The organism is Microbacterium sp. ZXT2-5, assembly GCF_055329545.1.
The window spans coordinates 2,864,325-2,890,767 of the sequence record NZ_JBUZWD010000001.1; the positions used below are offsets into that span (position 1 = coordinate 2,864,325).

Annotated in this window: 17 protein-coding genes; 7 read left to right on the forward strand and 10 right to left on the reverse strand. The window is 71.6% G+C overall.

Annotation, left to right across the window (positions count from 1 at the left end; genetic code table 11):
• Positions 1-71: 71 nt before the first annotated feature.
• Positions 72-4,046, reverse strand: a complete 3,975-nt coding sequence (hrpA, locus tag ACZBH1_RS12805) for an ATP-dependent RNA helicase HrpA (RefSeq protein WP_463646568.1) — start codon at positions 4,044-4,046, stop codon at positions 72-74.
• Positions 4,047-4,135: 89 nt separating this feature from the next.
• Between hrpA and ACZBH1_RS12810 the strand changes: the two genes are divergently transcribed.
• Together ACZBH1_RS12810 and ACZBH1_RS12815 are read left to right on the forward strand one after the other, a co-directional pair.
• A complete protein-coding gene (locus tag ACZBH1_RS12810) occupies positions 4,136-4,972 on the forward strand; it encodes an aldo/keto reductase (protein ID WP_336396508.1) in 837 nt (278 codons plus the stop codon).
• 26 nt (positions 4,973-4,998) lie between these two features.
• Positions 4,999-6,861, forward strand: coding sequence for a thioredoxin domain-containing protein (locus ACZBH1_RS12815; RefSeq protein ID WP_463646569.1), 1,863 nt, complete (start codon positions 4,999-5,001; stop codon positions 6,859-6,861).
• Positions 6,862-6,870: 9 nt separating this feature from the next.
• Here the strand turns inward: ACZBH1_RS12815 and ACZBH1_RS12820 are convergent, their stop codons facing one another.
• Entirely contained in the window at positions 6,871-8,454 is a 1,584-nt protein-coding gene (locus ACZBH1_RS12820; protein WP_463646570.1) for a dolichyl-phosphate-mannose--protein mannosyltransferase, read from the reverse strand.
• A 23-nt stretch (positions 8,455-8,477) separates the two neighbouring features.
• Here ACZBH1_RS12820 and rsmI point away from each other — a divergent pair, with 23 nt between their 5' ends.
• Positions 8,478-9,296, forward strand: a complete 819-nt coding sequence (gene rsmI / locus ACZBH1_RS12825; RefSeq protein WP_378881565.1) for a 16S rRNA (cytidine(1402)-2'-O)-methyltransferase — start codon at positions 8,478-8,480, stop codon at positions 9,294-9,296.
• Positions 9,297-9,317: 21 nt separating this feature from the next.
• Here rsmI and ACZBH1_RS12830 read toward each other — a convergent pair whose 3' ends face one another.
• The 5 genes from ACZBH1_RS12830 to ACZBH1_RS12850 all read right to left on the reverse strand — a co-directional run bounded on the left by ACZBH1_RS12830 (position 9,318) and on the right by ACZBH1_RS12850 (position 17,526).
• Positions 9,318-11,513 carry a glycosyl hydrolase 53 family protein gene (locus ACZBH1_RS12830; RefSeq protein ID WP_463646571.1) on the reverse strand — a complete coding sequence of 732 codons (2,196 nt, stop codon included), beginning with the start codon at positions 11,511-11,513 and terminating at the stop codon, positions 9,318-9,320.
• A 41-nt stretch (positions 11,514-11,554) separates the two neighbouring features.
• On the reverse strand, positions 11,555-12,469 hold the full coding sequence (locus ACZBH1_RS12835; RefSeq protein WP_336396504.1) for a sugar ABC transporter permease: 915 nt from the start codon (positions 12,467-12,469) through the stop codon (positions 11,555-11,557).
• A complete protein-coding gene (locus ACZBH1_RS12840; protein WP_463646572.1) occupies positions 12,469-14,082 on the reverse strand; it encodes an ABC transporter permease subunit in 1,614 nt (537 codons plus the stop codon). The genes ACZBH1_RS12835 and ACZBH1_RS12840 overlap by 1 nt, the downstream gene beginning before the upstream one ends.
• A gap of 142 nt (positions 14,083-14,224) precedes the next feature.
• The gene (locus ACZBH1_RS12845; protein WP_194395841.1) at positions 14,225-15,454 is read right to left on the reverse strand and encodes a sugar ABC transporter substrate-binding protein; all 1,230 of its coding nucleotides are present in this window, start codon (positions 15,452-15,454) and stop codon (positions 14,225-14,227) included.
• Between the two features lie 35 nt (positions 15,455-15,489).
• On the reverse strand, positions 15,490-17,526 hold the full coding sequence (locus tag ACZBH1_RS12850; protein ID WP_463646573.1) for a beta-galactosidase: 2,037 nt from the start codon (positions 17,524-17,526) through the stop codon (positions 15,490-15,492).
• Between the two features lie 191 nt (positions 17,527-17,717).
• Between ACZBH1_RS12850 and ACZBH1_RS12855 the strand changes: the two genes are divergently transcribed.
• The 4 genes from ACZBH1_RS12855 to ACZBH1_RS12870 all read left to right on the forward strand — a co-directional run bounded on the left by ACZBH1_RS12855 (position 17,718) and on the right by ACZBH1_RS12870 (position 21,833).
• Entirely contained in the window at positions 17,718-18,734 is a 1,017-nt protein-coding gene (locus ACZBH1_RS12855) for a LacI family DNA-binding transcriptional regulator (protein ID WP_463646574.1), read from the forward strand.
• A gap of 121 nt (positions 18,735-18,855) precedes the next feature.
• Positions 18,856-20,430 (forward strand): methionine--tRNA ligase, encoded by a 1,575-nt coding sequence (gene metG, locus ACZBH1_RS12860; protein ID WP_463646575.1) that lies wholly within the window; start codon positions 18,856-18,858, stop codon positions 20,428-20,430.
• The gene (locus ACZBH1_RS12865) at positions 20,430-21,308 is read left to right on the forward strand and encodes a TatD family hydrolase (RefSeq protein WP_336396499.1); all 879 of its coding nucleotides are present in this window, start codon (positions 20,430-20,432) and stop codon (positions 21,306-21,308) included. The genes metG and ACZBH1_RS12865 overlap by 1 nt, the downstream gene beginning before the upstream one ends.
• A 3-nt stretch (positions 21,309-21,311) precedes the next feature.
• A complete protein-coding gene (locus tag ACZBH1_RS12870) occupies positions 21,312-21,833 on the forward strand; it encodes an NUDIX hydrolase (RefSeq protein WP_463646576.1) in 522 nt (173 codons plus the stop codon).
• Between the two features lie 109 nt (positions 21,834-21,942).
• Here ACZBH1_RS12870 and ACZBH1_RS12875 read toward each other — a convergent pair whose 3' ends face one another.
• The 3 genes from ACZBH1_RS12875 to ACZBH1_RS12885 all read right to left on the reverse strand — a co-directional run bounded on the left by ACZBH1_RS12875 (position 21,943) and on the right by ACZBH1_RS12885 (position 26,325).
• Positions 21,943-23,457: an HNH endonuclease signature motif containing protein gene (locus ACZBH1_RS12875; protein ID WP_463646577.1), complete on the reverse strand. Its 1,515-nt coding sequence runs from the start codon at positions 23,455-23,457 to the stop codon at positions 21,943-21,945.
• A gap of 52 nt (positions 23,458-23,509) precedes the next feature.
• Entirely contained in the window at positions 23,510-24,811 is a 1,302-nt protein-coding gene (locus tag ACZBH1_RS12880) for an MFS transporter (protein WP_463646578.1), read from the reverse strand.
• 77 nt (positions 24,812-24,888) lie between these two features.
• Positions 24,889-26,325, reverse strand: coding sequence for a sugar porter family MFS transporter (locus ACZBH1_RS12885; protein WP_336396494.1), 1,437 nt, complete (start codon positions 26,323-26,325; stop codon positions 24,889-24,891).
• Positions 26,326-26,443: the final 118 nt, after the last annotated feature.

A 26,443-nucleotide genomic window follows, 5' to 3' on the forward strand; every position in this document is an offset into this window, starting at 1 on the left:
CTCCTGTCTCGCGGCGGTCGTCGGCGTCGTCGGGACTCCCAGCCTGTCAAATGTGCGGGCGACTGGGTCGCTCAGCCGCGCAGCGCCTTCTGGATCCGCTGCAGCGACACCGGCTCCGCCGTTCCCAGCGTCTGCGCGAAGAGGCTGACGCGGTACTCCTCGAGCAGCCAGCGCGCGTGCACGAGGGAGGGCGGCGCGTCCTCTGCCGGCGGGATCGTGCCCCCCGCGTCGGCGAACAGCGCGGCCGCGCGCTCGAACTCGGTCATGCGCTGGCGGTCGCGGCCGGGGTTGTCGGACAGCGCGCGCACCCGGTCCCGCGCGCCGCGCAGGTAGCGGGGGACGTGGGCGAGCCGGTCGGTCCCCGTCCGGGCGGCGAAGCCCGGGAACACGAGCCCGGCGAGCTGGCCCTTCACGTCGCCCAGCGCCCCCAGCAGCGTCAGCGAGTTCGCGTCGCGCATCGTCCGCTCCACCTCGCGGGCCGCGGTGAGGATGCGCGCGGCGAGGGACACCGTCTGGAACAGCTCGTCGACGACGACGGCCGACAGCGCGTCGCGCACCTCCTCGAACCGTGCCCGGGTGCGCACCGTGCCGTCGTGCGCCGTCCGGGCGATCACCGCGTCGGCGACGGCCACCCGGCAGTCCTCGATGAGCGCCTTGGCGGACGGGTACGGGGATGCCGCGAGCGCGAGCTTCTCCGCGGAGGTGAGGTGCTCGAGCACGTACGCCGCCGGCGAGGCGACCGACAGCAGCACCAGCCGGCGCACGCCCTGCCGCGTCGCCCGTGCTGCCGCTTCCGGGGTCGCCTCGATCCGGAGCGCGACCGTCGGTCCCTCATCGACGATGGCGGGGTACCCGCGCACGACGCCGCCGGCCACTCTGGTGTCGACCACGTCGGGGAGGTCTCCGAAGCTCCACTCGGTCAGGCCCGCGCGCTCGGCGAAGCCCGGCGAGGCCTGCACACCGGCCGCACCGTTCGCCGCGCCCGGGCCGGCCGCGCCGGGGCCTGCAGCGGCCATCGACGCCGCGGGACCCGGTCTGGTCGACGCGGCCCGGGCGGTGAGCGACTTCGAGACGGACGCGCGGACCCGGTCCGACAGGCGCTCCTGCAGCGACCGGAGGTCGCGGTCCGAGCCCACGGTGCGTCCGCGCTCGTCGACCGCGCGGAACGAGACCTGCAGATGCGCCGGGACGCGGTCGAGCTCGAAGTCCTCCGCGGTGACGGGCTGGTTCGCGACCCGCTGGATGCGGGCGGCGAGCGCCTGGCGCAGCGGCAGCGGCGGCAAGCCGTCGTGCGCCTCGGGGCCCTGCCCCGCCAGATCCGCGGCGAACGTCGCCGCCCAGTCGGCGGCGGGCACGACGTGCCGGCGGATGGCCTTGGGAAGCGACCGCAGCAGCGCGGTGATGAGCTCGTCCCGCATGCCGGGCACCTGCCAGTCGAACCCGTCCGGTCGCAGCTGTGCGAGCAGCGCGAGCGGCACCACGGCCGTGACGCCGTCGTCGGGTGCGCCGGGCTCGAAGCGGTAGGCCAGCGAGATCACCTGGTCGCCCTGCGTCCAGCGCGCAGGGAAATCGCGCTCGTCGCCGCGCGAGCCCTCGTCGACGAGGTCGGCCTCGGTCATGTCCAGAAGCCGCGGCGTGCGGGCCGACGCCTCCTTCCACCACGCCTCAAACGACCGGGCGTCGAACACGTCGCGCGGGATCCGTGCGTCGTAGAACCGGAACACCGCCTCGTCGCCGACCAGGATGTCGCGGCGGCGCTCGCGCTCCTCGATCTTCTCCAGGCGGCGCCGCAGCTCGAGATTGCGTCGTTCGAAGGCGGTCAGCCGCTTGTCGAGGTGCGACGAGTCCCACTCGCCCTCGACGAGCGCGTGCCGCACGAACAGCTCGCGCGCGAAGGGGCGGTCGAACCGGGCGAGCTGCACCCGGCGCTTCGGAATGATCTCGAGGCCGAAGAGCGTGACCTTCTCGTAGGCGGATGCCGCTCCCGACGCCTTCGACCAGTGCGGCTCGCTGAGCGAGCGCTTCGCCAGGTCGCCCGCGAGCGGCTCGGCCCACGCGGGATCGATCGCGGCGACGGTGCGCGCGAAGAGGCGGCTGGTCTCGACGACCTCGGCGGCCATCACGGCGCTCGGCCGCTTCTTCTTCAGCCCGGAGCCGGGGAAGATCGCGAAGCGCGTGCCGCGCGAGCCGACGTACTCGGCGCCGCGCCGCTGCTCGGCGCGGTCGGAGCGCTCCGACCCGCCCCGTCCACGGGCGGAGGCGCCGGCGGTGCGCTCGTCGAGGATGCCGAGCTGCGACAGCAGACCCGACAGGATCGCCTTGTGGATCTCGTCGGGGTCGGCGACCGCACCGCCCGCACCCGCGCGGGTCGACGCGCGTGGCGCGTTCACGAGCGCGCTCAGCTGACGATGGACGTCGGCCCATTCGCGCACGCGCACGTAGTTCAGGTGCTCGGCACGGCACAGGCGCCGGAAGGCGCTGGAGCCGAGCTCGGCCTGCTTCTCCTGGAGGTGGTTCCAGAGGTTCAGCAGGCTCACGAAGTCGCTCGACGGGTCGGTGAACCGGGCGTGGAGCCGGTCGGCCTCCTCGCGCCGCTCCTCCGGCCGCTCGCGGACGTCCTGGATCGACAGGCCCGCGACGATCGCCAGCACGTCGCGCAGCACGCCGCTTCGGCGCGCCTCGACGAGCATGCGTGCGAAGCGCGGGTCGATGGGCAGACGCGAGATCTCGCGGCCCATGTCGGTGAGAGCGGGGTGGTCGCGTCCGGCGCCGGAGCCGGAGGGGCGGACCGCGCCGAGCTCGATCAGCAGGTCGAGCGCGGCCTTCACACCGCGGGAGTCGGGGGGTGTGAGGAACGGGAACGACGAGATGTCGCCGAAGCCGAGCGAGAGCATCTGCAGGATGACCGATGCCAGGCTGGTCCGCAGGATCTCGGGCTCGGTGAACTCCGGCCGCGTCTGGAAGTCGTCCTCACCGTACAGGCGGATCGCCACGCCGGGGCTGGTGCGCCCGGCGCGACCCGAGCGCTGCTGCGCGGACGCCTGCGACACCGGCTCGATCGGCAGGCGCTGCACCTTGCTGCGGTTGCTGTAGCGCGAGATGCGCGCCGTGCCGGTGTCGACGACGTACCGGATGCCGGGCACGGTGAGGCTGGTCTCGGCGACGTTCGTGGCGAGGATCACCCGCCGGCGGATCCCCGCCAGCCGCGACGGCTCGAACACGCGATGCTGCTCCGCTGAGGACAGGCGCCCGTAGAGCGGGAGCACCTCGGTGGGAGCGGCATCCTTCGCGTACATGGCGCGCACCGCGTCGGCGGCGTCGCGGATCTCGGCTTCGCCGGGCAGGAACACCAGCACGTCGCCGGCGGGCTCGCGGTCGAGCTCGCGCAGGGCCGAGGTGATGCCGTCCACGTCGTCGGAGTCCTCGTCGCCGGACTGCGCCGGCGGACGGTAGCGCACCTCGACGGGGTACGTGCGACCGGACACCTCGATGATCGGCGCGGGCGTGCCGTCGGCGCGGGCGAAGTGCTTCGCGAAGCTCTCGGGGTCGATCGTGGCGCTGGTGATGACGACCTTGAGGTCGGGCCGCCTGGGCAGGATGCGGTGGAGGTACCCCAGGAGGAAGTCGACGTTGAGCGAGCGCTCGTGCGCCTCGTCGACGATGATCATGTCGTACCGTCGCAGCAGCCGGTCACGGTGGATCTCGTTGAGGAGGATGCCGTCGGTGAGGAGCGCGATCCGGGTGTCCTCCGACACCTTGTCGGTGAAGCGCACCTTGTAGCCGACGGTCGTGCCGAGCGGGACCCGCAGCTCCTCGGCGATGCGCTCGGCGATCGTGCGCGCGGCGATGCGGCGCGGCTGGGTGTGCGCGATGCGCGTGCGACCGAGCTCCAGCGCGATCTTCGGCAGCTGCGTCGTCTTGCCCGAGCCCGTCGCGCCGGCGACGATCACGACCTGGTGATCCCGGATGGCGTGCGCGATCTCCTCCCGCGCCGCACTGACGGGCAGCTCGGGGGGATACGAGATGACGGGCTCGGGCGCAGACATAGCCTTCGATCGTATCCCGTCGCAGCCGCTGACGGCGATGGGTGGAGCCTCCCCGGCCGCGCCCGCGCGGACGCGCCTAGGCTGAACGCATGACAGTCCCCAGCGTGACCCTCAACGACGGCAACTCGATCCCTCAGCTCGGCTACGGCGTCTTCAAGGTCCCGCCCGCCGACACCGAGCGGGCCGTCGCCGAGGCGCTCGAGGTCGGCTACCGCCACATCGACACGGCCGCCATCTACGGCAACGAGGAAGGCGTCGGGAAGGCGATCGCGGCGAGCGGGATCGGCCGCGACGAGCTCTTCATCACCACCAAGCTGTGGAATGACCGGCACCACGACGACGAGCCGCACGCCGCCATCCGCGAGAGCCTCGGCAAGCTCGGCCTCGAGAAGGTCGACCTCTACCTCGTGCACTGGCCGACGCCCGCCAAGGACGACTACGTGCACGCCTGGGAGAAGATGGTCGAGCTCCGCGACGCCGGCCTCACCCGCAGCATCGGCGTCTCCAACCACCTGGTCCCGCACCTCGAGCGGATCGTCGCCGCCACGGGGGTCGTGCCCGCCGTGAACCAGATCGAGCTGCACCCCGCGTACCAGCAGCGCGAGATCACCGACTGGGCCGCGGCGCACGACGTGCGGATCGAGTCGTGGGGTCCGCTCGGCCAGGGCAAGTACGACCTGTTCGACGCGGAGCCCGTCGCCGCTGCGGCCGCCGCGCACGCGAAGACGCCCGCGCAGGCGGTGCTGCGCTGGCACCTGCAGAAGGGCTTCATCGTCTTCCCGAAGTCGGTGCGCCGGGAGCGCCTCGAGGAGAACCTCGACGTCTTCGACTTCGAGCTCACCGCCGATGAGGTCGCCGCGATCGACGCCATGGACCCGGGCGACGGCTCGGGCCGCGTCAGCGCGCATCCCGACGAGGTGAACTGACCACGAGCGGCGAGGGAGCGGATGCCGTGAACCCGGGTCTCGCGGAGGCCACCAGCCCCTACCTGCGTGCCCACGCCGGCAACCCCGTCGCATGGTTCCCGTGGGGCGAGGAGGCGTTCGCCGAGGCGCGCCGACGCGACGTCCCGGTCATGGTGTCGATCGGATACTCGACCTGTCACTGGTGCCACGTCATGGCTCGCGAGTCGTTCGAGGACGACCGCACCGCCGCCGAGCTCGACGCCGGGTTCGTGTCGATCAAGGTCGACCGCGAGGAGCACCCGGAGGTGGACGCGGCGTACATGGCCGCCGCCGCCGCGTTCACCCAGAGCCTCGGCTGGCCGCTCACGGTCTTCGCCACGCCCGAGGGGCGGCCCTTCTACGCCGGCACCTACTTCCCGCCCGAGCCCCGCGCGGGCATGCCGTCGTTCCGCCAGGTGCTCGCCGCGGTGCGCGAGGCCTGGACCGAGCGCCGCGATCAGATCGATGCGACCGCGGACGCCGTCGCCGACGCGCTCGCCGACGTCCGCGCCGCGGCGCCTGCCGGTGACGTCGAGCTGCCGACGGCTGACGAGCTGGCGGCGGCCGCGGTGGCACTGGCGGCGCGGGAGGACCCTCGGCACGGCGGGTTCGGCGATCCCGCCGCGCCTGCCCCGAAGTTCCCGGTCGCGACGGCGCTGCGGTTCCTGCAGTCCATCCTCGTGCGCGACAGGGCGCCCGAGGCGTCCGCCGTCGCCGACCGGGCGCTGGAGGCGATGGCGTCCTCCGAGCTGCGCGACCGGGTCGAGGGCGGGTTCTTCCGCTACGCCACCCGTCCGGACTGGACGGTGCCGCACTACGAGCGCATGCTGACCGACAACGCACAGCTGCTCGACGTCGCGATGGACGCGGCACCCGCCCGCCAGGACGTCGCGCGCGGCGTCGCCGGCTTCCTCACAGAGGTCCTGCAGCAGCCCGGCGGCGGCTTCGGCGCCGCGCAGGACTCGGAGTCGTGGATCGCCGGCGTGCGCAGCGAGGGCGGCTACTACCTCCGCGACGCGACCGCGCGCGAGCTGCTCGAGGCGCCCGCCGTCGACGGCAAGGTGGTGACCGGGTGGAACGGCCTCGCGATCGGCGCACTGGCCCGCGCCGGCGCCCGGCTGGGTGAGCCGTCGTGGATCGAGGCGGCGCGGTGGGCCGCCGACGCCGTGCTCGAGGTGAACATCGATGCCGAGGGGCGGCTCGTGAGGGCCTCGCTGGACGAGGTGCCCTCCCGCGCCCGCGCGACCCTCGCCGACCACGGCCAGCTGGCGTCCGGGCTCCTCGCGCTCGCCGCGGCGACCGGCGAGGTCGCCTACGCCGTGACCGCGCGGGCGCTCGTCCACGCCTGTGCCGCCGCCGCCGAAGACGACGGCGGCGCCGCCGTCGTGCCCGGCGGCGGGGACCCGCTGCTGTCGCGGCAGGGGATCGGCGCGCCCGACACCGCCTCCGACGCCGACGAGCCGTCGGGCGCGGCATCCCTCGCCGAGGCGGCCGCCGCCCTGTGGATCCTGGGGGCCGGCGACGACTACCGCGTCCTCGCCGGGCGGCTCGTCGGCACCCACATCCGAGCCGCGCTCTCGCAGCCGCTCGCGTACGGCGGCCTCCTGCGGGTGGCCACGACCCTGGCCGCCGCGCCGCGGCAGGTGGTCGTCGTGAGCGCAGACCCCGATGCACCGATGGCGGGCCGTGCACGCGGCATCCGTGCCGACGCCGTGGTGGTCGTCTCGCCCGAGCAGGCGGCGGCGTGGGCGGATGCCGGCTTCGGGCTCTTCGCCGACAAGGCGATGCGCGACGGCCGTCCGACGGCGTACGACTGCCGCGACTTCGCGTGCCGGCTGCCGGTCACCGACCCCGCGCAACTCGACGCCTGAGGGGCCGCGTCAGACCCAGCTGGGCAGCCACATGTGCAGGTGCCAGAAGTCGTAGGGCACGTTCATCGCCGAGATGATCGGGTACCAGAACGCGGCCAGCGCCAGCGCGACGCCGAGGAAGACGAGCACGAAACGCTGACCGGTGAGTCGCCGGTAGGAGTCCGCCGAGTGCGCGCCGGCGATGTCCCTCAGGGCGAAGGTCACCGCGAGGAGCAGGAAGGGCAGGATCGCCACGGTGTAGAACTGGAACACCGTGCGGTCAGGGAGGAAGAGCCACGGCACGTAGGTCACCGCGACGCCGGTCAGGACGATCGCGTGGCGCCAGTCGCGGGCCACGACGAACCGGTAGGCGAGGTAGAGGACAGCGGCGACGCCGGCGTACCAGACCAGCGGGTTCGGCATCGACGAGATCACCTCGGAGCAGCCGTTCGCCGCCTGGCAGCCGTCGACGCCGAACGCGTCCTGGCGGTAGTAGATCCCGGTGGGACGCAGCAGGAGCGGCCACTGCCACGCGGGACTCGCGTAGGCGTGGTGCGCGACGATCCCCGACGTCGACTCGTACATCGCGACGTGGTACCGCCACAGGCTCTCCAGCGCCGTGCCGCCGGACTTGCGGTCGTAGCCGCTGTCGGTCACCAGCCAGCCGGTCCAGGACGCCACGTAGACGACCACCGCGACCGGGACGAACAGGAGGAACGTGACCACACCCTGGCGCACGGCATCCGTCGGCCACAGCAGCACGCCGGCACGGCGCCGCGCGAGCGCGTCGGTCACGACGAGGTAGATCCCGAGCCCCGCGAGGACCCACGCCCCCGACCACTTGACGGCACTGGCGGCGCCGATGGCCGCGCCCGCCGCGACGATCCAGGGCCGGTTCCACAGCAGCGGGCCCCACGACGGCGGCTCGTCGCCGTCGTACCGCGCCGCGACGCTCTCCGCGATGCGGCCCATCGTCCGCTCGCGGTCGATCAGGACGAACAGGAACCCCAGCAGCACGAAGAACGTCAGCGGCGTGTCCAGGAGCGCGACGCGGCTCATCGAGATCGCCAGTCCGTCCACCGCCATGAGCAGGCCCGCGACGACGGCGAACGTGGTCGAGCGCGTGAGCCGCTTCGCGATCAGCATCAGCACCAGGACGGCTGCCGTGCCCAGCAGCGCGACGGTGATCCGCCACCCCCAGCCGGACCCGGGGCCGAGCGCCATCATGCCGAGCGCGATGATCCACTTTCCCAGCGGCGGGTGCACGACGAACGACGGCTCGTCGGTGAAGGCGTCGACATCGCCCGACAGGAATCGGTCGTTGGCGTCGGCCGGCCACGAGCCCTCGTAGCCCAGGTTCAGCAGGGTCCAGGCGTCCTTGACGTAGTACGTCTCGTCGAACTGGTTCATCAGGTCGTGCGCGGCGGCGAGATTCCACAGGCGCAGGACCGCGGCGATGAGGACGACGATCGCGGGGCCCAGCCAGGCGTAGAGGCGGGCCGCCCGTGGGTCCTCGCCGAGGCGGCGGGTGAACCGGTCGTAGAGGCTCGGCCGGGCCGGGGGGAGGAGCGGCGCGGCGGTCTCGTCGGTCTCGAGCCGCGGGGCATCCGTCACCCGGTCAAGTCTAGGCTGAGGGCGTGATCATCCTCGCGGCGACCCCGATCGGAAACCTCGGGGACGCCTCCCGCCGGCTGGTCGAGGCGCTGGAGAGCGCCACGGTCGTCGCCGCCGAGGACACCCGCACCACGCAGCGCCTGCTCGCCGCGCTCGGCGTCGGCAACCGCCCGCGCCTGATCGCCCTGCACGACCACAACGAGAAGGAGCGGGCGCCCGAGCTCGTCGCCCTCGCCCGCGACGGGGACGTGCTCGTCCTGAGCGACGCCGGCATGCCGACGGTGAGCGATCCCGGCTACGGGCTCGTCGCCGCGGCCGCCGCGGCGGGCGTGCAGGTCACGGCGATCCCCGGCCCGAGCGCCGTCCTGACCGCGCTCGCCGTGTCGGGCCTGCCGACAGACAGATTCACATTCGAGGGATTCGTCGGGCGCAAGCAGGGCGAGCGACTCGCGGCCTTCCGTGCCCTCGCCGGCGAACCTCGCACGATGGTGTTCTTCGAGGCGCCGTCGCGCGTGGCCGCGACCCTGGCCGACATGGCCGCCGAGTTCGGAGCGGATCGGCGGGCGGCCGTGTGCCGCGAGCTGACGAAGCTGCACGAGGAAGTCGCGCGGGGGACCCTCTCCCAGCTCGTCGAGTGGGCCGACGGCGGCGTGCGCGGCGAGGTGGTCATCGTGGTGGCGGGGGCCGCCGCGCGCGCCGTCGCCTTCCCGGATGCGGTCGCCCAAGTGGTCGCCCTCGTCGCCGGCGGCGTGCGGCGCAAGGACGCCGCGGCCGAAGTGTCCCAGGTGACGGGACACTCCAGCCGCGAGCTCTATCAGGCGTCTCTGTCCTCGCGGGACTGAGCGCCGCCGGTGGGCGGGTCCCTACCGCTTGACCTTCTTCAGGCGGTGGATCGCCTTGTCGACCTGCTTCGTGGCGGCCTTCACATCCGCAGCGGTCGCCTTCGATCCGGCGAGGACGACCTCGCCGACGGCGATCGCGTCGTCGAGGACGGCGAGCGAGTCGACCGAGTAGCGGTCGCGGTCGACGGATGCCGCATCGGCGAGGGCCTGCTCGAGCGCCGTCGTGTCGGGCTGCGACCCGCCGCCCACCGATGCCGCGTCGACGAGTCGCACCTCGTCCAGAACGCCCCACGCTCCGGCCGACAGCGAGAACTCGGCCGAGATCGAGACGACGCCGTCCTCTCCCACCACGATGCCGGGCACCGTCGCCGTGTGGAAGTCGTTCCACACGGTGAACTCCAGCGGCGCGGTCCAGGTGCCCGCCGAGGTCGTCGCCTCGAGTGTCCGGGTGTCGGTGGCGGGGCTGTTGGTGCCCTGCGTCGTCGCCTGCAGCACGTACGTTCCGGCGGGCACGCCGGTGACGGTCTGCGACGCCGACGTCTCGTACGCCGACCCGTTCCAGAAGGTGACGGCGTAGTCGCCCGCGAAGCCGTCGGCCGTCTCCTGCCTGGCCGCCGGTCCGGTGAGCGTCCACGCGCTCATGTCGGCGCTCTCGAAGCCGGGGTTCACGACGAGGTTCGGCGCCTCGACCGTGACGTCCGCGGTCACGTCGAGCCCGGAGTCCGTCCTCCCGGGGATCGAGTACGTGCCGGGTCCGCGGATCCACGCGACGGCGTCGCTCCAGTGCACCGCGTGCTGCTCGGTGGTGCGGTCGTTGTAGGCGACCTCGACGGTGTCGGGCAGCGCGATCGGGGCGCCGTCGACGACGAGGAGCGACACCTCCTCGACCGACACGATCTCGCGCGGCGCGACGGCGCCGGTCCGCACGTAGGAGAAGGTGCGCAGCGACTCGAGCGGCGTGCCGTCCCACGCGAAGAGGGCCTGGTTGTCCCACGCCGAACCGCCGTAGTACTCGCCGACGTGGACGGGATCGTAGTCGCCGGCCGCGCTCGTCGCCCAGCCCGAGCCGAACTGCTCCCAGAGCTGTCGGTTCGCCTCGACCTCGGACGGCGGCCCGACCGGAAGCCACGCGGGCTCCCAGTAGTAGACGCCGATGCCGGCATCGCCGACCGCGGCGACCGCGGCGATCACGTCGCGCAGCTCCCACGCCTGCCCCTGCACGCTCACCGGGTACTGGCCGGTGATGCCGCCCGCCCCGATGACGTTCGGGTAGCCGTCGCCGTCCTCGAGCGTGTGCGCCCAGCTCGTCTCGGCGACGATGACCTGCTTGCCGTAGGTCGTGGCGACCTCCGTCAGCACGGCCGTGAGGTTGTCGATCGCGCCGTGCCAGTACGGGTAGTAGGAGCTCGCGAAGACGTCGTAGTCGACGTCGAAGGCGTCGAGCCCCGCCGCATAGGTCGCGTAGCGGCCAGGCGTCTCGGGGTTCGTGAAGTGCACGGCGACGAGGGCGTCGGGAAGCACCTCGCGCACGGCGGCGCTGCCCGCCGAGACGAGCGCCGCGAACTGCGCGTCGATCTCGCGCCCCGGACGCGTGTGCCCCGCGATGGCGTTGTTGGTCTCGTTGCCGACCTGCACCATCCGCACATCCACGCCCGCGTCCTCGAAGCGCTGCAGCGCATCGGCGGTGAAGTCGTGCAGCGCGGTGACCGTGTCGGCGTCGCTGAGCCCCTGCCACGCCTTCGGCGCCAGCTGGCGGGCGGGGTCGGCCCAGAAGTCGGAGTAGTGGAAGTCGACGAGCACGTCCAGGCCGGCGGCGGTCGCGCGCTGCCCGATCCGGACGGCCCGGTCCACGTCCACCGTGCCGCCGCCGTAGCCGCGGCCCGACGCGTCGTACGGGTCGTTCCAGACGCGGATGCGCACCGAGTTCACGCTGTTGTCGGCGAGCACCGCGAACAGGTCGGCTGGCTCACCGGCGGCGTCGCGGAACACCACGCCGCTCTCCTCGAGCGACAGCACGGTCGACACGTCGACCCCCATCGCGAAATCCTCGGCGAGGCCGTCGACCCTGTCGACGAAGACGCCGGCGTCGACGGGCCCGTCATCGACCGTTGCCGCCGAGGCGGTGGGCACGGCGAGCGCACCCGCGCAGACGACGACGGATGCCGCGACCGCACTGAGCACGATCCGGATGCGGCGGGGGCGGGAGGGGTGGGACATGCGATTCTCCGATCGACGGTGATCAGTGTCAGGTGGAGGGGTCAGCCCTTGACGGACCCCGCGGTGAGGCCGCCGACGATGTAGCGCTGCAGCGACAGGAAGAGGACGAGCACGGGGACCGCCGCGATGACGGCGCCGGCCGCGAACAGCCCCCAGTTGGAGGCGAGCTGGTTGGACACCCACTGGTACATGCCCACCGCGAGGGTCCAGTTCTCCTCGGAGACGAGCACGATCTTGGCGATGATGTAGTCGCCGAACGCGGCGATGAACGCCAGCAGCGCGACCACGGCGAGGATCGGCGTCACCAGCGGCATGATGAGCCGCCAGAAGATCTGCGCGTGCGTCGCGCCGTCGATCTTCGCGGACTCGTCGATCTCGATCGGCACGGTGTTGAAGAAGCCGTACATCAGGAATGTGTTCACGCCGAGCGCGCCGCCGAGGTACACGCAGATGAGGGCGATCTTGGAGTTGAGCCCCAGCGCGGGCACGACCTCGCCCAGTGCGAGCAGCATCAGGAAGATGGCCACGAAGGCCAGTGCCTGCGGGAACATCTGGATGATGAGCAGGCCGGTGAGGCCGGGGCGCCGGCCGGCGAAGCGGAAGCGCGAGAAGGCGTACGCGGCGGCGGCTCCCATGAGCACGGCGCCCACGGCGGCGATGCCGCCGATGAGCAGCGTGTTGCCCGCCCACGTCCAGAACCGCGTCTCGCCCAGGGCCGCGTAGTTCGACAGGTCGATCACGCTGAACAGGGCGTTGCTGGCGGCGAGCGTGCCGTTCGGGTTGAGGGATGCCGACAGCACGTACACGAGCGGGAACACCGCGTAGAAGATCACGACGACGGCCAGCAAGTACTTCCAGCCGACCTCGAGCAGCCAGCGGCGACGGCGCGCGGTGCGGCGGTCACCCGTGCCGCGCGCGGTCGTCGAGGCGGCGGACGCAGCGGTTGTCGTGGACATCACTGGAACTCCTCGAGCTTGCGGGTCTGGCGGAAGGCGATCGCCGAGATGCCCCCGACGACGGCGAACACGAGGATCGACAGGGCGCTCGCGAGGCCGTAGTCGGCGGCGCCGCCGGACACCCCCGAGATGTCGTAGATGGCGGAGATCAGGATGTCGGTGGCGCCCAGCGCATAGGGCGCGCCGGGGATCGCCGGACCGCCGTTGTTGAACATGTAGATCACGGTGAAGTTGTTGAAGCTGAACGCGAACGACGAGATCAGCAGCGGGGCGGTCGCCACGAGGACGAGAGGCAGGATGATCGACCGCAGCTGGCGCGAGCGGCCGGCGCCGTCGATCGATGCCGCCTCCAGCGTGTCCTGCGGGAGCGCCTGCAGCGCGCCGGTGCACACCAGGAAGTAGTACGGGTAGGTGAGCCACAGGTTCACCCACACCACCGCGGCACGGGCCAGCCACGGATCGCCCAGCCAGTTGATGTCGGCGCCGAAGAAGAACAGGTCGTTGATGACGCCGAACTCCGCGTTGAACATGCCGCGGAACAGCAGCGCCGACATGAACGCGGGGAAGGCGTAGGGGAGGATGTACAGCGTCCGCAGGAACCGCCGGCCCTTCAGGCGCGCGTCGTTGTAGATGAGCGCGAGCAGCAGGCCCAGCGCGAACGGCAGCACGACCGAGAGCGTCGCGAAGACGAAGGTCCACACCGTGACCATCGCGAGCGTCTGGGCGAGCGCGGGATCGGTGAACAGCCGCAGGAAGTTCTCGAATCCGACGTTCACGTACCAGCCGGCGGGGAGCGCCGAGCCGTCCCCGGCGACGAACGAGCCGTTGGCGGTGGCGCTGTAGACCGTGCCGGTCGTGGTGTCGGTGATCGTCTGGGCGTCGGCATCCCACACCAGCGTCGACTCGTAGACGGCGCCCGACGAGCCGTCGCGCGTGCGGACCGAGCCGTCGTTCGGATCCTCGGACACGCGCACGCGAAGGCTCGCGATCTGCTCCTGCAGGGCGGTATCGGTGATGACGGTCGCCCGCGGGACGACCTCCCAGCCGGGCACCTCGGACGGGGTTCCGGCGCTGCCGATCTCGGCGTCCCGCGCCTCTTCCAGCGGCTGCGTCGCCGAGCCGACGAGCACGTCGCCGTCCTCGTCGACGATCGCGAAACCGAGCTCGCCGACACGCTCGACGACCGACAGCGGGTAGGTGGGGGAGTCCTCGACGCGACGCTCGCCCTGGATCAGGGCCGCCTCGACGGCCTGCTCCTGCGTGCCGGCGTGACCGGTGCCGTAGTTGGTGAAGGCGATGTAGGCGGTGTAGGCGAAGATGAAGATCTGGAAGACCAGCAGGAACACCAGCCCCGGCAGCAGGTACTTCAGCGGCAGCGCGCGCTTGGTGAAGTACACGATGTCGGCCGCCAGCAGCAGCACGAGCGTGGCCGAGAAGACGAGCCAGGACTCGGCGCGGAAGGCGCTCAGCAGGGTCATGACCCCGAACGCGTTGACGAGCGCCATCAGGGCGAGCTTCGCCAGGAAGCCCCAGCCGGGGCCGCGCCAGCGACGGCCGTGCGGCTCGCTCGGTCGCGGCGCGCCGGCCGTCGTCGTCTGAGGGGGTGCGTCCACCGTCGGCTCCTGTCGCGGGATGTGCTCCGGCGGCCTGTGCGCGGAGCGGGGTTGGGGTCCGGGAGGCGGGGAGAGGCACTCACCCGCCTCCCGGAGTCTGTCGGCCGCGATCGCCCGCGGCCTGGTCGTCAGGCGGCCGGGCTCAGCCCGCGACCGCCGCCTGGACGTCGGCGACCATGGTGTTCCACGTCGAGACGGGGTCGGCGCCGTTGATGATCTGCGACTGCGCGGCGTTCCAGAGGTCCCACACCGAGCCCATCTCGGGGATGCTCGGCATCGGCACGCCGTTCTGCGCCGAGGCGAGGAATCCGGCGATGATCGGGTCGGAGGCGACCTCGGCGGCGAGGGTCGACCAGGCCGGGATGCGCGGGTCGGCCTCGTAGAGCGCGCGCTGGGCCTCCTCGGTGCCGAGGTGGTTCACCAGGAACTCCTGCGCGAGGAGCGCGTTCTCGGACTGCGAGCTCAGGTAGAAGCCCTGCACGCCCACGAACGGCGCGGCCGTCTGGCCGCCCGCCGACGGGATCGGGTTCACCGTGATGTTCTCGACGTCGGTGTAGGCGCTGATCGCCCAGGGGCCCTGGATCGTGTACGGAGCCTTGCCCGTGTTGAACAGCTCGTTGTTGATGTCGTAGTCCACGGTCGTCGAGATGTAGCCGGTGCCGGCCGAGCCGTTGGCGCCCAGCCAGGTCGCGAACGCCTCGCCCGCGGGACCGCCCATCCCGACCTCGGTCGTGTACGAGCCGGAGTCGTCCTGGACGAACACCGGGGCGCCGAAGGAGGTCTGGAACCCGTACATGGTGTAACCGTCGCCGGTCTCGCCGTTGGTGTTGATGACGAAGGGGCGCTCGGCGCCGGAGGCCAGCCCGCGCTGGATCATGTCATCCCACGTCGCCGGCGCCTCCTCGCCCACGAGGTCGGCGTTCTGCACGAGCGCGATGGTCTCGAGCGAATAGGGGAGGGCGTAGAGCTGGCCGTCGTAGGTCATCGCCTCGAGGGCGACGGGCTCGAACTCCGACGCCTTGTCGCCGAGGTCGATGGTGTCGACCACGCCGGCGGCGACGAGCGCCCCCAGCCAGTCGTGTGCGCCGACGGTGATGTCGGGGCCCTCGCCCGTCGGCACCTGGGCGATGAAGTCGTTGCGCAGGTCCTCGAAGTTCTTCTGCACGAGCGTGACCGTCGCGCCGGTCTCCTCTTCGAACGCCGCTGCGGCGTCGGAGATGGCCTGCTCGCGCTCCTCGTCGGTCCAGATGACGAGCTCGGCGCCGCTGCCTTCGGCCTCATCGCCGTCGTCGGACGAGCCGCCGCCGGCGCAGCCGGCGAGGACGACCGCTGCCGTGAGCGCCAGCGCTCCGAGTGCGATCTGCTTTCGCATGGTTTCCCTTTCGGTGGTGGATGGATCTTGCAGGGTCAGGACGATTCGGCCGTGCCGGCACGGTCGGTGCGGACGACCGCGACCCCTCCGGCCGGCACGACGAGCTCGCCGTCGACGGCGGCCTCGCTGAGCAGCTCGACGCCCGTGGCGGCGAACGCGGCGGGCTCGTCGCGATGGTTGATGGCGACCGCGAAGTCGGCGGCGTGGCCGCGCCGGACGACGACCTCCAGTCCTTCCGGGTGCGCCGCGGGGGCGACCCCCGCGTCGGCGTAGACGTCGGTCATCACCGCGCGCAGGCCGGCGGCATCCAGCCGCGTGCTGATGTACCAGCCGTGTCCCGCTCCGTGCGCGTTGCGGGTGATGGCGGGCTTGCCGGCGCCGGGGCCGTCGACGTAGGTCCCCTTGACCTCGGCGGAGGCGATGACGAGGTCCTCCTGCCACGCATCCGCGGAGAGGGTCGTGGCCGATGCCGCCCCCGACCACTGCACGGCGTGCCGCGCGTCCTCTCGCAGCGGCAGGAACTCCTCGACGACCAGCCCGAGAGCGTCACGCAGCGGGGCCGCGAAGCCGCCGGGATGGACCGCGTCGTTCTCGTCGACGATCGCCGAGAAGAACGAGACGACGAGGGTCCCGCCCGCCTCGACGTACCGCGTGAGGTTCGCGGCGTCGGCGGCGCCGAGCAGGTACTGCGCCGGGGCGACCACGAGCTTGTAGCGCGACAGGTCGTGGCCGGGCAGTGCGAAGTCGACCGTGATGCCGTCGCGCCACAGCCGCTCGTAGAAGGCGCGGACCCGCTCGGCGTGGGAGACGTCGACCGATGGGCGCCATTCGAGGTCCTGCGCCCAGAACGACTCGAAGTCCCACAGGATCGCGACGTCGGCGTCCACGCGGGAGCCGCGGACCTCGTCGAGGCGTCCGAGCGCGTCGCCGAGTCCAACGACCTCTCGCCACACCCGCGACGACGTGCCGGCGTGCGGGATCATCGCCGAGTGGAACTTCTCGGCCCCCGAGCGGGAGGCGCGCCACTGGAAGAAGAGGATCGCGTCGGCCCCGCGCGCGAGGTGGCTGAGCGAGTTGCGCGCCATCTCTCCGGGGCGCTTGGCGACGTTGCGGGGCTGCCAGTTGACCGCAGATGTCGAGTGCTCCATGAGGATCCACGGCTTTCCGCCGCCGACCGAGCGGGAGAGGTCGGCGGCGATCGCGAGGCCGATCTCGCCCTCGGGATCGGCCGCCCACAGGTAGTGGTCGTCCGAGACGATGTCGACCTCGCGCGCCCACGCCCACATGTCGGTGGTCCAGCTCTGGTTGGCCATGAAGTTGGTGGTGACCGGCTGCGAGGCGTGCGCCCGGATGGCGTCGCGCTCGGCGATGAAGCACGCGCGCAGCTGGTGGTCGGTGAATCGCGCGAAGTCCAGGCGCTGCGCCGGGTTCACCACCGACGGTGCCGCGGCGGGGGCGCCGACGTGCTCCCACTCGCCGTAGCGCTGGCCCCAGAAGGCCGTGCCCCACGCCGCGTTGAGCGCGTCGAGCGAGCCGTACCTCTCACGCAGCCACTCGCGGAACGCGCGCACCGACTGGGCGGAGTAGTCCTCGCCGACCGGGACGCCGTACTCGTTGTGGACGTGCCACATCACGACCGCGGGGTGCGAGCCGTAGCGCTCTGCCAGGGCCGACGCGATGCGGACGATCGCCGCCCGGTACGCGGGTGAGGCGTGCGAGGCCATGCCGCGCGCGCCGAACCCCATCGTGACGCCGTCGCGGGAGACGACCCGCGCGTCGGGGTGCTCGGCGAAGAACCACGCCGGCGGCGACGCGGTGGGGGTTCCCAGATCGACGGAGATGCCGTTCTCGTGCAGCAGGTCCAGCAGCTCGTCGAGCCACGCGAAGTCGAAGACGCCCTCGCTCGTCTCGATGAGGGCCCACGCGAAGATCCCGACGCTGACGAGGTTGACCCCGGCCTCGCGCATGAGGGCGGCGTCCTCGCGCCACACCTCTCTCGGCCACTGCTCGGGGGTGTAATCGCCGCCATAGGCGATGCCCCGGATCTCGGGCCAGCGGTCGGGCGAGGTCATGGACGCTCCATCGGGTCAGGTGTGGGATCGGCGGTCACGCGGCTGTGCCGACTGGGACCGGTCACAGTCTTACCCGCGCCGGCATCGTGCGGCAGGGGTGCGCCCGCAACCGTTACCGAACTGTGACCGGTCACAGGTTCTCTTCGTGTCGGCACCGGCGACGCCTCCCGACGGGAGTAGAGTCGCTCGTCGTGGGGGAGTCGACGACCGTGCGGCGCAAGCCGACGATCCGGGATGTGGCCGCGGCGGCGGGCGTGTCGCGGGGCACGGTGTCACGCGTCATCAACGGGGGCCATTGGGTCTCGCCCGACGCGCGCGCCGCGGTCGAGGAGGCCATCCGCCGCACGGGCTACACCGCCAATCACGCCGCGCGCAGCCTCGCGACCGGACGCGCCGGCTCGCTGGCGTTCCTGCTCACCGAGCCGCAGCACCTGCTGTTCGACGACCCGACGTTCGCGCTCCTGCTGCGCGGCGCGGCCGAGGCGCTGGCGCAGCGGTCGATGACCCTCGTCCTCCTCGTCGCCGGCACGCCCGCCGAGCGGGCCAACGTCGCCCACTTCGTCAGCGCCGGTCACGTCGACGGCGTGCTGCTCATCTCGTCGCACGAGGCCGACCCGCTCGTCGAGGAGCTGCTCGAGGCCGGCGTGCCCACCGTGTGCTGCGGCATCCCGCTGGGCCACGAGGCGCAGGTGCCCACCGTCTCGGTCGACGAGATCGGCTCGGCTCGCGAGATGACCCGCTACCTGCGAGGGCGCGGGCATCGCCGCATCGCGATGATCGCCGGGCCCCACGACACCCCCGGCGGACGCTTCCGGCTCGTGGGGTTCGAACAGGAGATGGGTGAGGACTTCGATCCCACCCTGGTCGAAGAGGGCGACTACAGCCAGGACTCCGGAGCCGCCGCCATGTCCCGGCTCCTCGAGCACACGCGCGACATCGACGCCGTGTTCGCGGCCAGCGACCGCATGGCGGCGGGCGCCGTGACGGTCCTGCGCGCGGCGGGACTGCGCGTGCCCGACGACATCGCGGTCGCCGGCTTCGACGACTCGGGGCTCGCCGCCACGCACATGCCGCCGCTGACCACCATGCGCCAGCCGTGGGAGCGCCTGAGCGACGAGATGGTCTCGCTGCTCCTCGAGGTCATCGCCGGCGGGGCGCCTGGGCCGATCACCCTGCCGACGACGCTCATCGTGCGCGAGAGCGCCTGACCCGCGGATGCGCGGAGGGCGCGCGGCGCGTGCGTGTTACGAGTGCCCCCGCTGCGGGCGGCCCACGACGCCGCCTTGTCACGACGGCGGGCGCGGCATCCGCTCGAACTAGACTCTCCTGGTGACTTCCGGCCGCCAGTCCTTCTACATCACGACGCCGATCTACTACCCGAGCGACGTGCCCCACATCGGCCACGGCTACACCACCGTGGCGGTCGACACCCTCGCGCGCTGGCACCGCCAGGCCGGCGACGACACCTGGATGCTCACGGGCACCGATGAGCACGGGCAGAAGATGCTGCGCGCGGCCAGCGCGAACGGCGTGACGCCGCAGCAGTGGGTCGACAAGCTCGTGAGCGAGTCGTGGTTCCCGCTGCTGCAGACGCTCGACGTCGCCAACGACGACTTCATCCGCACCACGCAGGAGCGGCACGAGGAGCGCGTCAAGGCGTTCGTGCAGGCCATCTACGACCGCGGCTACATCTATGCGGGCGAGTACGAGGCGCTGTACTGCGTGGGCTGCGAGGAGTTCAAGCCGGAGTCCGAGATCGTCGACGGCACGGGCCCGTTCGAGGGCCTGAAGGTCTGCGCGATCCACTCGAAGCCGCTGGAGCTGCTGCAGGAGAAGAACTACTTCTTCAAGCTGAGCGAGTTCCAGGAGCGCCTGCTCGAGCTGTACCAGTCCGACTTCGTGCAGCCCGAGAGCGCGCGCAACGAGGTGGTCTCGTTCGTGCGGTCGGGGCTGAAGGATCTGTCCATCTCGCGTTCCGCCTTCGACTGGGGCATCCCGCTGCCGTGGGACGAGTCCCACGTCATCTACGTGTGGGTCGACGCGCTGCTCAACTACGCCACCGCCGTCGGCTACGGCTCGGACCCCGAGCAGTTCGCGCGCCGCTGGCCGGCGTACCACGTGGTGGGCAAGGACATCCTCCGCTTCCACGCGGTCATCTGGCCGGCGATGCTGATGGCCGCGGGCGTCGACGTGCCCAAGGGCGTGTTCGCGCACGGCTGGCTGCTCGTCGGCGGCGAGAAGATGTCGAAGTCCAAGCTGACCGGCATCGCGCCGACCGAGATCACCGACGTCTTCGGCTCGGACGCCTACCGCTTCTACTTCCTGTCGGCGATCGCGTTCGGGCAGGACGGCTCGTTCTCGTGGGAGGACCTGTCGGCGCGGTACCAGGCCGAGCTCGCGAACGGCTTCGGCAACCTCGCCTCGCGCACGACCGCGATGGTCGAGCGGTACTTCGAAGGCGTCGTGCCGCCGCCGAGCACGTACACCGACGCCGACCTGCACATCCAGCGGACGGTGGCGGATGCCGCGACCGCCGCCGACGCCGCCATCGAGCGGTTCCGCATCGACGAGGCGATCTCGTCGGTATGGACGATCGTCGACGCGCTGAACCACTACATCACCGAGAACGAGCCGTGGGCGCTCGCGAAGGACGAGAGCCGGCGCGAGCGCCTGGGCACCGTCCTGTACACGGCGGCCGAGGGTCTGCGCGCGCTCGCCGTGCTGCTGTCGCCGGTGATGCCGGTCGCGACCGAGAAGCTGTGGATCGCGCTGGGCGCGGCCGACTCGCTCGGGCGCCTGCAGGACCAGCCGATCCGCGAGGCCGGCGCCTGGGGCCTGCTCAAGCCCGGCACCTCGGTGAACGGACTCGCGCCGCTGTTCCCGCGCGTCGAGCAGACGGCGTGATGAGCGACCCCAGCACCTACGTCCGCACGCGCGAGAAGGGCTCCCGCGACGTCACCTATCCGGCGGCGCCCGAGCCGCTCGCGGTGCCGGTGTACGACAACCACGCCCACCTCGAGATCGAGGACGGCGTGGGGCTGTCGCTCGACGAGCAGCTTTCGCGCGCCGGTGAGGTCGGCGTCATCGGCGTCGTGCAGGCCGGCGGTGACATCGACTCGAGCCGCTGGTCGGCGTGGGCCGCGGCATCCCACCCGCGTGTCCTGGCGGCGGTGGCGATCCACCCGAACGAGGCGCCCGCGTATGCGCGGGCGGGGCGCCTCGATGAGGCGATCGCGGTGATCGACGAGCTCGCCGCGCAGCCGCGGGTGCGGGCGATCGGCGAGACGGGCCTGGACTTCTTCCGCACCGACGCGGACGGCGTGCCCGCGCAGTCCGAGAGCTTCGAGGCGCATATCGCGCTGGCCAAGAAGCACGGGATCGCGATGCAGATCCACGATCGCGACGCCCACGACGCCGTGCTCGAGACCCTGGACCGCGTCGGAGCGCCCGAGCGCACGGTCTTCCACTGCTTCTCGGGCGACGCCGACATGGCGCGCATCGCGGGGGAGCGCGGCTACTACCTCTCGTTCGCGGGGAACATCACGTTCAAGAACGCGCAGAACCTCCGCGACGCCCTCGCCGTGATCCCGCGGGAGCGGATCCTGGTCGAGACGGATGCCCCGTTCCTGACCCCCGTCCCGCACCGGGGACGGCCGAACGCGCCGTACCTGATCCCCGTGACGATGCGCTTCATGGCGACCGAGCTCGGCGTGGACGTGGACGAGCTGTGCGCACAGGTGGCCGCCAACACGCTCGAGGTGTACGGGGCGTTCGAGGACTGATCCATGGACGGCGAGCTGTGGGACCTGACGGATGCCTCGGGCGTGCCGACTGGTGCGACTTTCCGTCGCGGTGATCCCGACTTTCCCAAGGCTCTGTTCCACATCGTGGCGTCGGTGTGCGTCCTGCGCGGTGACGGTCTCGTCCTGATGACGCGGAGGGCGGCGGCGAAGGACTGGCCCCTGTGCTGGGAATTCCCCGCCGGGAGTGCGCTCGCGGGTGAGTCGAGCGCCGAGGGTGCGGTGCGGGAGCTCGAGGAGGAGGCCGGCGTTCGCGTCGGCGTCGATGAACTGGAGTTCGTCGGTCGCGTGGTCGAGCGGGAGGCGCTCTTCGACCTGTACTTCGCGCGTGTGTCGGGCGATCCTGTGCTGCAGCTCGATCCGGAAGAGGTGTCCGAGAGCGCCTGGGTTCCGTTCTCTGAGGCGCTGCGGCGTTGTGATGCCGGTGACATGGCAGGTCCGTGGGTGCTGAGACTTGAGCAGCTGGGCGAAAGGCTCCGCGAACTGGTCGGCCGTTCCCCGGAGTAGCGGGCCACGTACGCGCCCGGCGTGCGCGGTCGATCACCGGCGCGGCGCCGTACCGTTCACCCGGGTTGACCGGGTCCTCGCGGGTGCCCGATCCGCCGACACAGCCCGCTCACGCCGCCGGCCGGAAGCGTGGGGGCGGAGGTTCGAGTTCGGCCCAAAGACAGCGGAGTCCGAGGCGAGGCGGTAGCAGTACGGGGTCGCCCCTGCCCGGCGGCGAGTGGAGCACGAAGTCGGCGCGCCTATGGCGGGTGATGCGCCAGCCGCCGTGATGAAGCTCCATGTGATGGAAGCGGCACAGCAGGATGCCGCGATCGACGTCGGTGCGGCCCCCCGTCGCGTAGGAGTCGATGTGATGCGCTTCGCAGTAGGAGGCGGGACGGTCGCACCCGCGCCACCGGCACCCGCCGTCGCGCGCCGCGAGCGCGATGCGCTGTTTCGGCGTGAACAGGCGGGCATCGCGTCCGAGGTCGAGCGGATTCCCCGCGCCGTCGAAAGTGCAGGTGACGGTGCCGGACTCGCACGTCTGCTGTGCGATAAGCCATGCCGGCAGCGTCGTCTGGTCGTCTTCGGTGAGGCCGACGGCTGGTGCTCCGGCGGCACCCACCTCGAGTCCGGCGGCGCTGATCACGACTCGCACACCGGCCTGTCGCGTCCCGAACACGGCCTTCGCGTCGGCGAGCGCGCCGGCGCGGAACACATCGAGCAGCACGTCGTAGGCAAGCTGGTCGTTGGTGCGAGGGTCGGCGGCGAGCGCCTCGGCACTCGCCCTCTCATCCGGATCGACGAACCTGGGCCCGCCGCGTCGTGGCCGCAGGGCGGCATCGAGCACCGCCTGCGTCCAGGCGCCGCCGAAGTCGTCGAACACGATCGAACCGCGCCGCACACCCTCGGCGTCGCGCCACAGGCGGAACGACCGCCGAAGGAACCGCTCGTCGAAACGCCGTTGCGCTCCCTCGGGATCGAGCTGGTCGCGAACCGTGCGGGCGGTTCGTCCGAGCTCTTCCACGGTGCGCTCCTGCGCCTCGGCGATCAGCTGCTCGGCGGCGAGAGACCACGCTTCCCTCCCTCGACGCAGCGCCTCGGCGCCGTCGGTGGATTCGGGTGGTTCACCCAGCCCGCGAAGAATCGCGTCGTGCTGCGCGGACCCGATAGAGCCTGCCAGAAGCGCGCGGCCGAGCGGCGCGTGCCACGGCTCAGGTTCCGCGCATCCCGGTGCCGGTCCGGCCGGGGCCGCGGCATCCGTCATCGCTCCTTCAACGTCAACGAAGGGATCGAGACCGGCGCCGATCCGGAGTGACTCCCCCAAACGGACGTGCTTCACGGCCTCGGCCCGGGTGGCGCCGGTGATCTCCTGTATGAGCGCCGCGGGGCAGCGATGGCCCCGACTCTGTGTGAGCCCGTCGTGACCCGCTTTTCGCGCGGATCTCGCCGCAGCGACGCCCGCCGCGGCGATTCGCACCTTCTCGCCCGCGCGAACGAGCTCCGTCGCCGCGACCAAGGCTGCCACGACGGCATCGTCACCGAGCCCCTCCACGACAACGGGTAGATCGCACGCATCGAACTCGCCGCCGAACATCTCACGCAGCAGAACGAGCCGCGTCTCGAGTTCGGAGAAGAAGTCCATGGTTCATCCTGTCAGCCACCTCTGACATTCGAACATGACGACGAAAAGCCCTTCAGTCGGGCAGCGGCATCCCGCCGGTGCCGGGCTCATCCTCGGGCGGGATCCGATCGGCGGTCTCGGCGTCGAGCACGGGCTTGGCGGCGGCGATGTGCGAGATCGACCGCCACACCAGCAGCAGTGTGACGGCGGACCCCGCGAACGCGAACCACCACGGTGCGGTCAGCCCGAACAGCTGCGCCAGGATGCCGCCGATGAACTGGCCGATCACGAGACCGCCGAAGACGCCGACCATGTTGACCGAGGCGATGCGGCCCTGCAGCTCCATGGGGACCAGGCGCTGGCGGACGGTGGTCGAGATCGTGCCCCAGACGAACGCGTAGAGGCCGAAGCCGAACATGATGACGAACGCGACGATCGGCGACGTGGTGAGCGCGAACGACAGATGCATCAGCACCTCGAGCGAGAGGCACACGCGCATGAGCGTCGCGAAGGACACGTGCTTCTCGAGCCAACCGAAGCCGAAGATCGCGATGAATCCGCCGAGCGCCGACGCCGTCGTCAGGGCGCCGTAGCCGACCGGGCCCATGCCGAGGTGCTCCGTGGCGTACAGCACGAGCACGCCCCACGGCGCCGCCCACGTCACGTTGAAGACGAGGATGATGATGACGAGCGTCCGCACCGGCGCGTTGTGGCGCAGCCAGCGCAGCCCCTCGCGGATGGCGTGCCCCTTGCCCGGGGTGGAGGCGGGATGCTCGGGCACCGGCGTGCGCGCGATGCGCGAGATGAGCAGCACGGCCAGCGACACGCAGAGCACCTGGAGCAGGAACGGCCAGAAGGACCCCAGCGCGAACAGGAACGCGCCTAGCGGCGGGCCGGCGAGCTGGTTGGCGACGAGATAGCCCGCCTGCATGCGGGCGTTCCCGATGCCCAGGTCGGCGGGCCTGACGAGCATCGGCAGGAGCGTGCTCCCGGCCGAGTCGGCGAACACCTCGGCCGTGCCGTAGAGGAAGGCGGTCGCGAGCACGAGCCACACCGTCGCCTGGCCGGTCACGAGGAAGACGACGAGCACCAGCACGACCACGGCTCTGATGCCGTTCGCCAGCATCACCAGGCGCCGTCGGTCGTGATGATCGGCGACAGCGCCGGCGAGGAGGCCGAACAGCAGCCAGGGCAGGAACTGCATCATCGCGCCGGCGGCCACGAGGATGGGCGACGAGGTGAGCGATGCGATGAGCAGCGGAGCCGCCGCCAGGGCGATGCCGTCGCCGAGGTTGCTCGTCCACGACGACGCCAGCAGCCAGCGGAAGTCCCGTCCCAGACGGCGGGGCGCGATCAGGTCGCCGAGGGAGGGCATCCCGCCATCCTACGATCGCCGCGAGCGCGTCGACGCCTCGGCCGGGGCGGCCAGGGGCGCGCCTCGCGAGCCGGCCCCTACGAGGCCCTCCGGCGCGCGGGCGAGTCGACCATGGACTCCAGAGTCTGCCCCTTCGTCTCGCGGACGTACCGGATCACGAAGAAGATCGCCACGAACGCGAAGAACGTGTACACGCCGTACGCGAGTCCGAGCCCGACCGCGGCGAGTGCGGGGAACGTCGTGGAGATGACGAAGTTCGCAGCCCACTGGGCGGCCGCGGCGACCGACAGCGCCACCGCGCGGATGCGGTTGCTGAACATCTCGCCCAGCAGCACCCAGACGACCGGCCCCCACGACGCTCCGAAGAAGACGACGTAGAGGTTCGCCGCCAGCAGCGCGATCGTGCCGGCCGCACCCTCCAGGACGGGCTCGCCGTCGACGATCGGGGCCGAGGCGAAGATCACCGTCAGCACGCCGAGGCACACGAACTGACCCATCGCGCCGATGAGCAGCAGCGGCCTGCGGCCGACGCGGTCGATGAGCATGATCGCGACGATCGTGGTGACGATGTTCGTGACCGAGGTGATGACGGTGATCGTGAGCGAGTCCTGCTCGGTGAAGCCGACCGCCTGCCACAGCGTCGTGGAGTAGTAGAAGATCACGTTGATGCCCGTGAACTGCTGGAGCACCGACAGGCCGATGCCGATCCAGACGATCGGCAGCAGGCCGAGGGCGTTGCCGCGGAGGATGCGGAATCGCGGCCGGTCCTCCTTGCCCTCGACGGTCTTCAGGATGTCGGTCGAGGTCTTCTCCACGTCGCCGCCCACGTACCGCGACAGCACGTCCTTGGCCCGCTTCATCTCACCGCGCGCGATGAGGTATCGCGGCGACTCGGGGATCGTGAGCGCGAGGGCGCCGTAGATCACCGCGGGGACGAGCTCCGACAGGAACATCCACCGCCACGCCTCGAGGCCGAGCAGCCACGGAGCGGTGGCGGTGCCCGCGGCGGCGACGATGGCGGCGTCGGTGAGGAGCGCCACGAAGATGCCCGTGACGATCGCCATCTGCTGCAGCGAGCCCAGGCGTCCGCGGTACGCCGGGGGTGAGACCTCGGCGATGTAGGCGGGGGCGATGACGGATGCCGCGCCCACGCCCAGACCGCCCACCACCCGCCAGAACGACAGGTCCCACACGCTGAAGGCGAGGCCGCAGCCGAGGGCGCTCGCGACGAACAGGATCGCGGCGATGATCATCACGCGGATGCGGCCGTACCGGTCCGCGATGCGTCCGGCGAACCACGCTCCGATCGCACAGCCGATGAGGGCCGAGGCGACCGAGAAGCCCAGGAGGAAGGGCCCGGTCTGGAACTGCTCGCCGATCGCGCTCACCGCGCCGTTGATCACGGCGGTGTCGAAGCCGAACAGGAACCCGCCGAGCGCGGCGGTCGAGGCGACGAGCACCACCCTCGCGAGCGGGACCGAGACGTCGTGACCGGACGTGTGCGCCGAAGTCATGGGATGGATCCTCCTCGTTCGCCCGGCATGCGGTTCCCGCCTGCACTGGGGCACACCCTGGCGTGGCGCTGGCGACGCTGTCAAGGCGTTGCGCGGGTCCGGGCGACCTGCATCGCGC